Here is a 12,118-nt window from a genome sequence, read left to right as displayed (position 1 = left end):
GATCCCGGCTTCTGCGGGCCGCGCCCGCAAGGCAACTTACGTTACCAAGGAGATATACATGCTGATACTCACCCGCAAGGTTGGCGAAAGCATCGTCATCAACGATGACATCAAAGTCACCATTCTGGGCGTCAAAGGGATGCAAGTGAGGATCGGCATCGATGCACCGAAAGATGTTCAGGTGCACCGCGAAGAGATTTTCAAACGCATTCAGGCCGGTAGCCCGGCACCGGAAAAAGGAGGCGACGAGCACTAAGCAGCCCCCAACCGACTCAAGCCGCACGGATGCGCTTGATCCTGACACTGGCAACCCGCCCGGTTGCAGTCACAGGCCTCAAGGCGCCTCGGGCGTATCGACCAGTTCCTTCACTTTGGCAATCAGTTGCTCGATGTCGAAGGGTTTGTCGAACACGGCGGCGAACAGCCCGGGATTGTCCCGCCCCTTGTGAGCCTGCGCCCCGCTCATCAGTATGATCGGCAAGCCTTGCAAGAGTGGCTCTGCACGAATACTGACGGCCAACGCCTCGCCATCCATCACCGGCATCATGTAATCGGTGATCACCAACTCCACCCGCTTGCCTTTCAATACGTCCAGGGCCTTCTGCCCATTGCCGGCCAGCTCCACGTCGAAACCTTCGTCTTCCAGGGCCCAGCCGAGGATATTGGCGATCAGGTACTCGTCGTCGACGACCAGAATGGTGCTCATGCCGTTGCCACCCCCGGCCTCATGATCCAGGCACCTGCGAAGGCGTGCCGGACATCACCCCCGTGGCCTGGGTAAAGGCTTTTTGCAGGTCGATACCATGGTCGCTGATGATCAGCTCCAGCAGGGCCGGGTCGTAATAGCTGTCGCGCACCTTGAGGATCGACAGCAAGCGCTTGAGCTCCGAGTCCATCTCGACAAAGCGCATCAACAGCAGGTTGTCGACAATGCTCGAAAGGTCCGGTGCCGGCGCGTTGATTTCCGAGCCGAAGATATCGCGCATCTCCCAAGTGGCCAGGACGCTGACGTCACGGGCCCGCAGCTCGCCGGTCAGGGCGCGGAAGAATTCATTCAGGCGCGTCGGGTTGCTGGCCAGGCGGGTGAACGCGCCGAGGCTGTCGATCAGCACGCGCTTGATGCTGCGCTGCTCGACCAGGCGCAACAAACGCATACCGACATCATCAAGCACACCTTCGGTGGTCGGTTGCCAGGCAATGTGCAAGGCCTCGGCGCGCTCCATGGCGGCGAAGTCGTAGCCCAGGGCGCCAGCCTTGAGACGCAGGCGCTGCGGGGTTTCATAAAAGCCGAAATGCAGGCCGGGTTCTGCCGCTGTTGCCGCACCGAGAAAGCTCACGCCCAGTGAAGTCTTGCCGATGCCAGAGGGGCCCATCACCAGGGTCACCGAGGCGGCCGGCAGGCCGCCTCCGAGCATGCGGTCGAACACCGGCACGCCGCTGGGAATACGCATCAGTTCGCCCATGCCGTGCCCACTGGGGTGGCTGTACAGTGATTCCAGGCGCGGGTACACCTGCAGGCCGTGTTCGGTGATTTCGCATTCGTGAATACCCGACAGCGCGCCGCTGCCGCGGGTCTTGCGCAGCTGGATCCGGCGCACCGAGCGGCTGCCCAGCAGCTCGTCACCCAGCTCGATGACGCCATCGACCATGGTGTGTTCGGGGCTGCCGTCCTCCAGCCGCGAGCTGGTCAAGAACAGTACGGTGCAACCGGCGAAGGCGGCATGACCATGCAGCTCGGCGATAAATTTCTTGGTGTCCAGCGGCGTTTCCGCGCGCGATCGGGCATTGAGCAGGCCGTCGACGATCAGCAGGCTGGCCTGGTGGCGGCTGATTTCGCCGCGCAGCAGTTTTACCACTTCATCCAGGCCCTCTTGCTCGAGGGTGTCGAAGGCACTGACGAACTGCAGCTGCGCGCCGATTTTGCCGGGGTCGAAAAAGCTCAAGGTCGACAGGTACTGGAACAAACGCTCGTGGGATTCGCTCAGTAGCGTCGCCACCAGCACGCGCCCACCCTGGCTGACGTGATTGAAGGCCAGCTGGTTGGCGAGGATGGTCTTGCCCGAGCCAGGCCGGCCCTGGACGATGTAGGAAGCACCGACCACCAGCCCACCCTTGAGCAGATCGTCGAGACCGGGAATACCGGTGGCCAGGCGTTTGAGTTGTTCCACGATGCTATGCACCTCCGCGTTCAGGGTCGGGGTTGGCGGTGTAGACCGGCAGGTAGACACTCATGCAGGTGCCCTTGCCCGCTTCACTGCTGACGCTGACCGTGCCGTTGCTCTGCTTGGCAAAACCATAGACCTGGCTCAGGCCCAGGCCGGTGCCCTTGCCGAAACTCTTGGTGGTGAAAAAAGGCTCGAAGATGCGCGGCAGTATCTTGCTGTCGATACCCCGGCCGGTGTCGCTGACACTGATGCAGACAAAGCGCCCGAGCAAGCCGTCGGGACGCCCCTGCAGCTCGCAGTTGCGCGCCTGCATGGTGATCGTCCCCTCGCCGTCGATGGCATCGCGGGCATTGAAGATCAGGTTGAGCAAGACCATCTGCAACTGCCCGGCGTCGACTTCGACATCCCACAGTTCGTCGGCCAGCAGCACCTGCAACTCCACCGAGACAGGCAAGGTCTGGCCAAGCAGCAGGCGTGTCGACTCGACCAGATCCGGTACCTTGATGCGGCCGAACTTCAGCGCCTTGTGACGGGCGAAACTGAGCAGCTGCTGGGTCATCTGGCTGCCACGCTCGCCAGCGTCGAGGATGTGCTCGAGCAAACGCCGGGTGCGCTGCGGGTCGCGGCTGTTGAGGGCCAGGCGCGCCGAGCCGATGATGATGGTCAAAAGGTTGTTGAAGTCGTGGGCCATGCCCCCGGTCAGCTGGCCGAGGGCTTCGAGCTTTTGCGACTGGAACAGCTGGGCTCGGACCTCATCGAGTTGCAGCGCCGCGTCACGGCGGTCGGTGATGTCGCGGGTGATCTTCGCCAGCCCGACCACCTCGCCGTCCGGCGACTTGATCACATCCAGCGCCACCAGCGCCCAGAACAGCGTGCCATCCTTGCGCTGGCGCCAGCCTTCATCCTGGGCGCCACCGGTGCTCAAAGCCCGTTCAAGCAGCCGGGCCGGCTTGCCGTCGGCACAATCTTCGGGGGTGAAGAACATCGAGAAATGCTTGCCGATGACTTCTTCGGCGCGGTAGCCCTTGATCCGCTGGGCGCCTGCGTTCCAGGACACCACATGGCCTTCGAGGTCGAGCATGTAGATGGCGTAGTCAACCACGGTTTGCACCAGTTGCTCGAAGCGACTGGCGTGCATCACATGAAGTTCGGAGTCGGATGAGACCATGGCTGCCCCACGAAGCCGTAGATGGCTTGTCTGGATATGACAGCATACGCTGCAAGCGATTCCCTGCGCTGGTCTAAAACTTAGTCGGAATCTTGCGCCACTGCCAACCGCCGACGCGGCAACGCCAGCTGGCCCAGGTAGGCACAGGTCGCCAGTACACCGATACCGGCAGTCAGCGCCAACCAGCGCTGGCTGACATCAAGGCTGCTGTCGGCGCTGGTCATCAGCAGCAATACCCCCGCCCCCAGCAGGCTCAGGAACAAAAACGCGGCAGCCAGCCAGACCTTGGCGAACAGCACGCGCCAGTACCATTTGACGCGCGGTTTGCCGGTGACGGTTTCAGCTGCGGCGTGCTTGGCCACGTTCCCTTGCCTCTATTGGATCCAACATGAAACCCACAGTGGCGCAATGACAGCAAGGAGTCAATTGCTCTATAGTCGCCCCGCACTTAAGACCTGCCACCTACCTCGAGGGAACGACGCGTGGCCGCAGACTTACGAATGAAAGCCATACACGACGATTTGCAAGCGACCGCCGCCGATCTTGAGCGGGTCTCACGCGACCTGCGCGGGCATGTGTTGTACCTGCAGCATTCCGTCCACCAGGCCGATGCCGTTGAAGTGCTGGGCAGGATTGCCGGCCTGAAGACTTCGGTGGATGACTTGCGCGGCGTCGCCGATAGCATCCACTACTGATCGCGCAGGCTGCGCGGCGTCTGCCCGAGGGTGCGGCGGAACATGCTGGAAAACGCCGCCGGGCTGTCGTAGCCAAGGTCCAGGGCAATTCGCGTGATCGCTTCGCCCTGGGCCAGCCGCGCCAGGGCCAGCAGCACACAGGCACGCTGGCGCCACTGGCTGAAGCTCATCCCGGTTTCGGCGCGAAACCAGCGCCCGAAAGTGCGCAGGCTGACATGCAGTTCACCCGCCCAATGCGCGGGTGACTGGTGCACATCAGGCGTGCGCAAAAAAGCCTGGCAACGCATGAGCAGCGCCGGGTCACGCGGCAGCGGTATGTGGAACGGCAGGCTGGCCGCGGCCCGCAGTTCATGCAGCAGCAGGTTGACCAGCGCCCCGTCCCTGCCCTGCTGGTCGTACTCCAGGTCCATCTCCACCGCCGCCAGCAACAACTGGCGCATCAGCGCTGAAACCTCCAGCACCTGGCACTCGCCCGTCAACATCAGCGCATCGGCTTCGATGTACAGGCTGCGGGTACTGACGCCGAGCATCAGCACTTCATGATCCACCCCGGGGCAATCCACACCGCCCGTTGCGGCGGCACGACCCAGTCGCCGGCCGGCGTGCGCACCTGCATCACGCCGGTGGCACCATAGAGCAGTTGCGCGCGACGATGGCGATGGCGCGCCAGCAGGAAGCCGTCGGGATAATCTGTGCCAATGGCAACCACGGCGCGGGGCGTAGCATCGAGCAGATTGATCGAGACATTGTACATGGGGCAAGTCCGTGGCCGATTGGCGATCATTATTGACCGTTTTGCTCAAGCCGGCCAAATCACTGCTGGCTAACCTGTCGCTCCTGACCCGCAAAAGGACGACCTTCCATGCTTCTTGTACTCCTGGCCCTGTTCGGTTGCCTGAGCGGCATCACCACGGTGCTGTTCGGCTTTGGCGGCGGCTTCGTCGTCGTGCCGCTGTTGTATCACCTGCTGCGCATGAACACGGCCACCACCGGCTCGGCCATGCAGATTGCCGTGGCTACCTCCACCTGTGTGATGATTGTCAGCGCCGCACTGGCCACCCTCAAGCATTGGCGTGCTGGCAACCTCAACCGTGAATTCCTGTGGCCATTGGCAGCGTACATCGCCCTCGGCGCGGTGATCGGCGCCGCCCTGGTGGGCGCCCTGGCCAGTGAATGGCTGCGCTGGGCGTTCATCCTCTACCTGGCATTTACCCTGCTCGACTGCCTGCTGCGCGAAGGCTTTGTCCACGGCCAGGCTTCAGCGCGCCCGCTCGGGCCCGTGAGAACCGCCACTTGCGGTGTGCTGATCGGCGGCATTGCCAGCGTGCTGGGGGTGGGCGGCAGCGTCATGAGCGTGCCGTTGCTGCGCCGCCGCGGGCTGGGCATGACCCAGGCCACCGCCATGGCCAGCCCGCTGACCTTGCCGGTAGCGCTGGCGGCGACGGCGACCTACCTGATCACCGCCAGTAGCGATTTCGGAGCGCGGTTTGTCGGTTATGTCGATCTGTCGGCGTTTGCCCTGCTGGCCTTCGGCGCCTGGCTCGGCACCCGGCTGGCGGCGCGCTGGATCGGCAGAATCGATGATCGCAAGCATGCGCAGGTCTATCTCGGGCTACTCGCCCTGGTGCTGTTGAGCATGCTCTGGAGTTAGCCTGGGGCGCCGTCCAGAGCCTTGCACGCGGTTGACTCGAATATAACGATGGGTTATAAAGCTCGCTTGATTGAGGGATCAAATGCATTTCCCTCGAGCCAGTGCGAGTGTGGTGGAATTGGTATACACAGCAGACTTAAAATCTGCCGGCGTGAGCCTTGCGGGTTCGAGTCCCGCCACTCGCACCATCTTCTGAAAAGGCGCCTTAGGGCGCCTTTTTGCTGCCTGAAATTTACCCAGGGCTGCCCTTATGCCTTTTTTGTGCACGCCGGGCCGCAAAACCTTCCGGCAACTGCTAAGGTAAAATTGCCCAACAACAAAGGAAGGCCGCCATGCGCTACACCCTCTTCGACAACCAGCGCGACGTTATCATCCTGCTGGCGCGGATTCTGCTGATGATCCTCTTCGTCATGTCCGGCTGGAGCAAGCTCACCGGCTTCGAGGGCACGGTCGGCTACCTGGCATCGCTCGGCGCGCCAGCGCCTACAGTGGCAGCCGCGGTGGCGGTGATCATGGAGTTCTTCGTCGCCATCATCCTCATCCTCGGTTTCTACACCCGCCCGCTGGCGTTCCTGTTTGCCCTGTTCGTGATCGGCACGGCACTGATCGGCCATCCGTTCTGGACCATGGTCGAGCCGGCCAAAGCAGCCAACACCGTGCAGTTCTTCAAGAACATGAGCATTGTCGGTGGCTTGCTGTTGCTCTCGGTCACCGGTGCCGGACGCTTCTCGCTGGACGGCCGCTAAACACGCCCTGCTTCCAGGTGCCGGCGGCTGCGCTGGTGCCTAGAGGTCGTCAAGGGTGTCGACGCCCTCGTCCCAGAATCCTTCGTCATCGCCTGCACACTCGCGGGCATCCTCGTCATCGTCATCCTGCGGATCGAACAGCGGATTGACCTCGTCCTGCGGCTCGTACTCGTCCTCGGCAAACTCATGGTCAAGCAGGTGATCATGTTCGGGCTCGTGAATGTCCAGATCGTCGTCGTTCATCTCGGGGTCCTGTAGCATCGGGAACGTGGGGCGCCTGTATAAGCCGAGCTCGCCACGGCGTCAATATCAGCCCGTGCTGACAACCCGTGCTGAAAAGGGAAGCGTATTGCCAAGGAGCGACAGTGAAGTACCTGCTGATAGTCATCGCCAGCTATGGCGCAACATTCTTCGTGGTCGGCTCGGTCATCGAGGCCCGGCTGCATGACCTGGCTGAAAACCTGCGCTACCGCGAACGGGCGCCGACCAAGGCGCAGTACCTGCGCGAGGTGCGCGCCAGCGTGCAACGTTCGAAATTTGAGGCCAGTGCCTGGCTGGGCACCTTGCTGGCCCTGCTGCTGTCGCTGGCGGCCTGGTGGTTGAGCTGAGCGTCGGCGCCGCAAGCGTGCCTGGCAATTGCGTCTATCCTCCAGCGATAGGCCCCTCACGGAGCAACGCGCCATGTGCGGCAGGCTTTCTCAATACCGTGGCATTCACGACTTCGTCGACGCCCTGAGCATGCCAGGCGCCCTGGTCAACAACGTCGGCGATCAGGCACTGGGGCACTACAATGTGGCGCCGAGCACCCGCGTGGCGCTGTTGCACCTGCAGGCCGGTACCCTCCAGGCCGACTTGTTGCCCTGGGGCTGGCGCCCGCACTGGGCCAGGGACCGCGCAGCGCCGATCAATGCGCGCGTGGAGAAAGTCGCCCACGGCGCGTTCTTTCGCGCCATCTGGCCACAGCGGGCCATCGTGCCGATCGACAACTGGTTCGAATGGGTTGACCAAGGCGCAGCGAAAAAACAGCCTTACTTGATTCGCCGCAGCGATGGCCGCCCTGCCCTGTGCGCGGCCATCGGCCAGTTCAGTGGCGAGCATACGGGGTTCGTGATCCTCACCGCAGACAGTGAAGGTGGCCTGCTCGACGTGCATGACCGCCGGCCGATCGTGCTGGCGCCGGCTGTCGCCCGGCAATGGCTGGACCCGGCCACCGCAGGCGAGCACGCCGAGCAGATGGCCTTGAACCTGGGCGAGCCGGCGGCGCGGTTCGAGTGGTACCCGGTCAGCGCGGCGGTCGGCAATGTGCGCAATCAGGGCGCCGAGTTGATCGATCGCAACCCGGCGTAAGCATTCATGGAAGGCAGTTCGTGAAGCTCGATGACTTCGGCGGCAATCGCCCGACAGCGTTTTACCCCCCAGACCATGGCCCGGGTCAGCGTAACTTCGTCGAGTCGGTCGTGATACTCCTCGACGACCGGTAAGCCGGCACTGGTATAAACCCCGAGAAACAACTGCGTACAACCACTGCGCGAAAGCCGCGCCTTGACATCAAGGGTAATTCCGGACTCCAGCGATTCTTCATGCTCCTGGCTGTGCAGTTGGCAGTCTGCCCAAGCCCAGTAGTGCGCGCCTCTGTACCTCATTATTATTTTCCTTGGTGAGTCGGCAGCACACGAAAGATATATAAAAAAAGTATGAAACAGAAGAACTCAATTGGCTGTTAAACAGGGTGCAATAGCGCCAGTGGCTATAAAGCATCCGGCGCACGCTTCACGTCAGCGAGACATACCAGGCGCCAAAAGCAAGCAGCCCTACCGCCTGCAAAATCAACAGCGTACCGGCCCCTGCAGGCTTGCCGGCGAGATACCAGTAAGTGCCGACCAGCGCCAGGCACAGGCCGTTGGTGACGCCCAGGGTAAACACTGCCAGCGCACTACTAAGGCCGGGGAACTGGCCGCCGGGGTTGGCCAGCAAGAACACGAAAATAGCGCCGCCAATTAGCGCGACAACAATCGCCGCCCCGGCAAAAAAGCGCTGTGGCAAGAAAGGGTCGTCCATGATCAGTCCGTGGTTGAGATAAGCCGAGCATCATACCCGTTGGCGAAACCGCAGTTAATGAGCAGTTGGGCAATCCGGTTGAATCCCTGGCGCCAGGCCGAGTCACTACTAACGCAAGGCCCCTTTTCAACCATCCGCTTTGCCGAGGATCCACCATGAATGCCATCGACCTGCTTAAAGCTGACCACAAGACCGTCAAGGCCCTTTTAACGCAACTGAGCGAGTCCACCGAGCGCGGGATTAAAAAACGTTCGGAACTGCTGGCCAAACTGGAGATGGAAGTGGCCGTGCATACCCGGCTTGAAGAGGAGATCCTCTACCCTGCCTACAAGAAAGCCGGGGCCAAGGAACAGGTGATCATGTACCACGAGGCCAAGGAAGAACACCGCACCGTCGACTCGTTGGTGCTGCCCGACCTGAAAGTCACCGACCCGGGTACACCCGAGTTTTCCGGGCGGGTGAAAGTGCTCAAAGAGTTGCTCGAGCACCACATCGAGGAAGAAGAAACCGAGATGTTCCCGCAAGCCAAGAAGCTGCTTGGCAAGGACGTGCTCGAGGCCATGGGCGAGCAGATGGAAATGATGAAAGCCCAATACCGCAAGGACATGGCCAAGCAGGCGGCGTGAGGTTTATGTTGGTGGGTTAGTCACCAGGCTGCAGTGATCAGTCGTGGGCTAACGGTGCTGGCCGCTCACTCAAACCATCGATCAGGCACCAGCCATTGCGGCCTTTATCCTTGGCCTGGTATAGCGCCGAGTCGGCGGCGCCCATCAGGGTGTCGGCAGCTACCGGTTCCTTGACCGGGTAACCCAGGGCAATCCCGGCACTTGCCGTGACCCGCCCCGCCGGGCTTTGCACATGCTCGATCGCCAGCGAGCGGATGGCCTGGAGAATGTCTTCGACAATCCTGCTGGCCCCGGCAGCATCGGTGTTGGGCAGCAGCAGGGTGAACTCCTCGCCGCCGTAGCGCACGGCCAGATCACCCGGTCGCTTGAGGCTGCTTTGTATTGCCGCGCCCACCGCACGCAGGCAATCGTCACCGGCAGGATGGCCATAGTTGTCGTTGAAGCGCTTGAAGTAATCCAGGTCCATCATTACCAACGCCAACGGGTAGCGTTGGCGCTTGGCGCGGCGAATTTCTTCTGCCAGGGCCGTATCAAGGCGGCGTCGATTACCCAGCCCCGTGAGGCTGTCGCTCAAGGCCAGGTCGCGGACTGTTTGATGCGCACGGCGCAGCGCGGCCTCCATCACCATGCGCTCGCGCAATTGGCGCAGCACCAACGCGCCAAAGCCGCCCAACCCGACCAGCAGCAACAGCAGCACGACGGCGGTCTTGATCAGGTCCTCTCGCCAAGGGTCAATGATCGATGCCCTCGACAGCCCGGCCTCCACCACCAGCGGGTAGGCGTCCAGGGCCTTGTAGGCATACAGGCGTTGAGTGCCATCGACTACGGCCGTGGTTTCGACGACGCCTTCGGGGGCCTGCGGCAGGTAGTCCTGGAAGATCTCGCTATCGGCCAGGCTGCCGCCGATTACCCGCTCGACAAACGGCCGGCGAACCAGGATGGTGCCGTCGCGCTTGGCCAGTACCAAGGCGCCACGGTCATCGATCTTGAACGCGCCATAGAACTCGACGAAATAATCAACCCTGACAGTCCCCAGCAGCACGCCGAAGAACGAGCCGTCGGGGTTGTTCAGGCGTCTGGAAATAGGAATGATCAGATCACCGGTCGAGCGGCTTTTGACCACCGCGCCGATGTAGACGCCGCGGTCGGTATGGGTGCGGTGATAGTCGAAGTAATCGCGATCGGCGTTATTGGCATTGGTCGGTGTATCGCTCTTGTCGGTGACGATCCAGCGCCCGTCCGCGCCATACACGAACAACCCGTGCAACTGTGGCATCAACAAGGCTTGCTGCTTGAGCAGCCGGTGCAGCCGCGGGATGTTCATTCGGGTAAAACCGTCACCTTCAAGCCGCTCACCGAGCATCGCGGTAACCACATCGACCTGGCGGATCGCGTCTTCGGCATGCTGGGCGGTGGCGCTGGCAAGGTTGGTGACCGAATCATGGGCGCTGGCGAAAGCGTGCCGGTAGTCGCGCCAGATCCGCCAGCCCTCGATGGCGACGAACAGCAGCACGACCACCAGCATGAAGCTCAGGATCAAACGGAACAGCGGCGCTGAACGCCCTTCACGTGGCGAGAACGACTCGGCGGCTTCTTGCCCGTTCAGGTCATCGGATGGGTGCATACAGGTCCCTGCTCCATGAAACTCCCACCCCAGTGATAAACCACCTCCAGACCGACTGTTAATGCTTGCCGTTTAACATAGACCACCCAGGCCCGCGCACCTAGCGCCGCTGTGCAAAAAAGCGAATGAACATTCGAGGAAATCGGCCGCTTGCATGACCGTGGTGACCCGGCACTGCGGCACTAGCCGCAGAATGCCCCGTAGATCCGCTGCTGCTCGTTGACTTCAAGGTTCAGGCGGTCGGGAACGTAGCTCAGGTCGCGCCCAGGCGTCGACAACACGCGCACCGAACTCACCCCCGAAAGCACCTTGGCGACCAGCAGTACCTCCTTGCCCACTTCCTGGCCAAAGAGGATCTGCAGCGGCTCTGACGAGCACTCCTGAAGGTCGCTGGTATAGGCACTGGAATCGTCGTTGAGGGTATCGGCGAGCTCGACTGCAACGACGCGAAACACCAGCCAGCCGACCAGCACCAGGGCGAGCCCGAGGATAAGGGTGGGGAGTGCGTCAAGCACGCTGCGTGCTGCACTGTTGTCCATAAAAGAGCGCCTTGAAAGTCAGCTCAGACCGATCAGGCGAGCGCGAGTTCCCTGACCGCCATTCAAGCGCGAATGCGCTTGAAATACACCAGTTCCGGATCGTGCTCGTCGAGGTTCTCGATGACACCGCTGGGCACGAAGCCGGCCTTGAGAATGAGCCGGCGCGAAGCCAGGTTGGATTGATTGGTCGAGACAAACAGCTTTGCCGTAGTACAGGCGGCTTCGGCGGCGGCCAGGAGTCGGGAGGCGACACCCTGGCGTTGATGACCTGGCGCCACGACCACCAGGCTGACAAAGCCGTGGTCGAAGAAGTGATAGGTAAGTACCACGTAGCCGATCACCGCGCCCGCGCGCAACGCCACCCAACACTGCTGCTTGTCGACGGACTCTTCAAGGAAGTACTGACGCTCCGGGTGGCTGCTGGCGTAGGCATCGAACGCGAGCATTGCGCACACATCTTCAAACGTAGCCGGGCGAATCAACGGCGTATCCTGCATTGTGTCCATGGGGCCTCCTGCCTGATGTTTGCGCTGCTCAGCGTTGGCCCAGCAATGCCGCGTTGGCCTGGCGCACCATCGCCACCCACTCCCCCGGGCTGACCCGGCCGGACTGTTCGAGCTGCTGCGCGGCCATCAACGCCCGGTCGTATTCAGCTTCCTGCAACCTGCCTTCCCCCAGGAAGCGGGCTCGCCATTCCACAATCGCCGCCATCCCTTTGTTCGTCTCCATCCCCGCCCCCAAGTGCACTATAAACAGGTGTGCGACCGGGTCGCCACCTGAGCGGCGGCGAGATTACAGGAGAACAGTAGGTTTGAGAATGCTTCGTAATACCGTTTGTCGTCAATT

The 12,118-nt window shown here is 61.9% G+C and carries 18 protein-coding genes, 1 tRNA gene and 1 pseudogene; 8 read left to right on the top strand and 12 right to left on the bottom strand.

Features of this window, described 5'->3' with window-relative positions; genetic code table 11:
- The first annotated feature begins 58 nt into the window (after nucleotides 1–58).
- Nucleotides 59–256: a carbon storage regulator CsrA gene (gene csrA, locus LOY34_RS11145; RefSeq protein WP_010223936.1), complete on the top strand. Its 198-nt coding sequence runs from the start codon at nucleotides 59–61 to the stop codon at nucleotides 254–256.
- Nucleotides 257–334: 78 nt separating this feature from the next.
- Here the strand turns inward: csrA and LOY34_RS11140 are convergent, their stop codons facing one another.
- The 4 genes from LOY34_RS11140 to LOY34_RS11125 all read right to left on the bottom strand — a co-directional run bounded on the left by LOY34_RS11140 (nucleotide 335) and on the right by LOY34_RS11125 (nucleotide 3,695).
- Nucleotides 335–706 carry a response regulator gene (locus LOY34_RS11140; RefSeq protein WP_045196714.1) on the bottom strand — a complete coding sequence of 124 codons (372 nt, stop codon included), beginning with the start codon at nucleotides 704–706 and terminating at the stop codon, nucleotides 335–337.
- 19 nt (nucleotides 707–725) lie between these two features.
- Nucleotides 726–2,171, bottom strand: a complete 1,446-nt coding sequence (locus LOY34_RS11135; RefSeq protein ID WP_195885988.1) for an ATPase domain-containing protein — start codon at nucleotides 2,169–2,171, stop codon at nucleotides 726–728.
- Nucleotide 2,172: 1 nt separating this feature from the next.
- On the bottom strand, nucleotides 2,173–3,333 hold the full coding sequence (locus LOY34_RS11130) for a nitrogen regulation protein NR(II) (RefSeq protein ID WP_045196712.1): 1,161 nt from the start codon (nucleotides 3,331–3,333) through the stop codon (nucleotides 2,173–2,175).
- Nucleotides 3,334–3,413: 80 nt separating this feature from the next.
- Nucleotides 3,414–3,695, bottom strand: coding sequence for a hypothetical protein (locus LOY34_RS11125; RefSeq protein WP_195883788.1), 282 nt, complete (start codon nucleotides 3,693–3,695; stop codon nucleotides 3,414–3,416).
- 138 nt (nucleotides 3,696–3,833) lie between these two features.
- Between LOY34_RS11125 and LOY34_RS11120 the strand changes: the two genes are divergently transcribed.
- Nucleotides 3,834–4,028, top strand: coding sequence for a hypothetical protein (locus tag LOY34_RS11120; protein WP_045196707.1), 195 nt, complete (start codon nucleotides 3,834–3,836; stop codon nucleotides 4,026–4,028).
- Here LOY34_RS11120 and LOY34_RS11115 read toward each other — a convergent pair.
- Nucleotides 4,022–4,782: pseudogene (locus LOY34_RS11115) on the bottom strand (AraC family transcriptional regulator). The gene LOY34_RS11120 and the pseudogene LOY34_RS11115 overlap by 7 nt on opposite strands.
- A 108-nt stretch (nucleotides 4,783–4,890) precedes the next feature.
- Here LOY34_RS11115 and LOY34_RS11110 point away from each other — a divergent pair.
- From LOY34_RS11110 to LOY34_RS11100, 3 genes are all read left to right on the top strand, one after another.
- Nucleotides 4,891–5,679 (top strand): sulfite exporter TauE/SafE family protein, encoded by a 789-nt coding sequence (locus tag LOY34_RS11110; protein WP_258664797.1) that lies wholly within the window; start codon nucleotides 4,891–4,893, stop codon nucleotides 5,677–5,679.
- A 103-nt stretch (nucleotides 5,680–5,782) separates the two neighbouring features.
- Nucleotides 5,783–5,867 (top strand) — tRNA-Leu (locus LOY34_RS11105).
- 144 nt (nucleotides 5,868–6,011) lie between these two features.
- Nucleotides 6,012–6,425 carry a DoxX family protein gene (locus LOY34_RS11100; protein ID WP_045196701.1) on the top strand — a complete coding sequence of 138 codons (414 nt, stop codon included), beginning with the start codon at nucleotides 6,012–6,014 and terminating at the stop codon, nucleotides 6,423–6,425.
- A 39-nt stretch (nucleotides 6,426–6,464) separates the two neighbouring features.
- On the opposite strand, the gene LOY34_RS11095 is transcribed toward LOY34_RS11100, so the two are convergent.
- Nucleotides 6,465–6,668 (bottom strand): hypothetical protein, encoded by a 204-nt coding sequence (locus LOY34_RS11095; protein ID WP_195883785.1) that lies wholly within the window; start codon nucleotides 6,666–6,668, stop codon nucleotides 6,465–6,467.
- Nucleotides 6,669–6,790: 122 nt separating this feature from the next.
- Between LOY34_RS11095 and LOY34_RS11090 the strand changes: the two genes are divergently transcribed.
- A complete protein-coding gene (locus LOY34_RS11090; protein WP_093383979.1) occupies nucleotides 6,791–7,033 on the top strand; it encodes a hypothetical protein in 243 nt (80 codons plus the stop codon).
- A 73-nt stretch (nucleotides 7,034–7,106) separates the two neighbouring features.
- Nucleotides 7,107–7,772 carry an SOS response-associated peptidase family protein gene (locus tag LOY34_RS11085; protein ID WP_195883784.1) on the top strand — a complete coding sequence of 222 codons (666 nt, stop codon included), beginning with the start codon at nucleotides 7,107–7,109 and terminating at the stop codon, nucleotides 7,770–7,772.
- Here LOY34_RS11085 and LOY34_RS11080 read toward each other — a convergent pair.
- Together LOY34_RS11080 and LOY34_RS11075 are read right to left on the bottom strand one after the other, a co-directional pair.
- Nucleotides 7,736–8,068 carry a hypothetical protein gene (locus LOY34_RS11080; protein WP_045196693.1) on the bottom strand — a complete coding sequence of 111 codons (333 nt, stop codon included), beginning with the start codon at nucleotides 8,066–8,068 and terminating at the stop codon, nucleotides 7,736–7,738. The two genes, LOY34_RS11085 and LOY34_RS11080, sit on opposite strands and share 37 nt — an antisense overlap.
- A 127-nt stretch (nucleotides 8,069–8,195) precedes the next feature.
- Entirely contained in the window at nucleotides 8,196–8,483 is a 288-nt protein-coding gene (locus LOY34_RS11075) for a hypothetical protein (protein ID WP_093383989.1), read from the bottom strand.
- A gap of 155 nt (nucleotides 8,484–8,638) precedes the next feature.
- Here LOY34_RS11075 and LOY34_RS11070 point away from each other — a divergent pair, with 155 nt between their 5' ends.
- Nucleotides 8,639–9,109 carry a hemerythrin domain-containing protein gene (locus tag LOY34_RS11070; protein ID WP_045196688.1) on the top strand — a complete coding sequence of 157 codons (471 nt, stop codon included), beginning with the start codon at nucleotides 8,639–8,641 and terminating at the stop codon, nucleotides 9,107–9,109.
- Between the two features lie 37 nt (nucleotides 9,110–9,146).
- Here the strand turns inward: LOY34_RS11070 and LOY34_RS11065 are convergent, their stop codons facing one another.
- The 4 genes from LOY34_RS11065 to LOY34_RS11050 form a co-directional block, all read right to left on the bottom strand.
- The gene (locus LOY34_RS11065; protein ID WP_195883783.1) at nucleotides 9,147–10,733 is read right to left on the bottom strand and encodes a sensor domain-containing diguanylate cyclase; all 1,587 of its coding nucleotides are present in this window, start codon (nucleotides 10,731–10,733) and stop codon (nucleotides 9,147–9,149) included.
- 182 nt (nucleotides 10,734–10,915) lie between these two features.
- Nucleotides 10,916–11,272 (bottom strand): I78 family peptidase inhibitor, encoded by a 357-nt coding sequence (locus LOY34_RS11060; RefSeq protein WP_045196686.1) that lies wholly within the window; start codon nucleotides 11,270–11,272, stop codon nucleotides 10,916–10,918.
- Between the two features lie 62 nt (nucleotides 11,273–11,334).
- Complete coding sequence (locus LOY34_RS11055) at nucleotides 11,335–11,778, bottom strand: GNAT family N-acetyltransferase (protein ID WP_045196683.1); 444 nt, start codon at nucleotides 11,776–11,778, stop codon at nucleotides 11,335–11,337.
- Nucleotides 11,779–11,806: 28 nt separating this feature from the next.
- On the bottom strand, nucleotides 11,807–12,001 hold the full coding sequence (locus LOY34_RS11050; protein WP_195883782.1) for a hypothetical protein: 195 nt from the start codon (nucleotides 11,999–12,001) through the stop codon (nucleotides 11,807–11,809).
- Between the last annotated feature and the right edge of the window lie 117 nt (nucleotides 12,002–12,118).

Source organism: Pseudomonas sp. B21-009 (assembly GCF_024749345.1).
Lineage (GTDB): Bacteria > Pseudomonadota > Gammaproteobacteria > Pseudomonadales > Pseudomonadaceae > Aquipseudomonas.
Note: the sequence above shows the minus strand (reverse complement) of the source record. Positions and strands in the feature narration are given on the sequence as shown.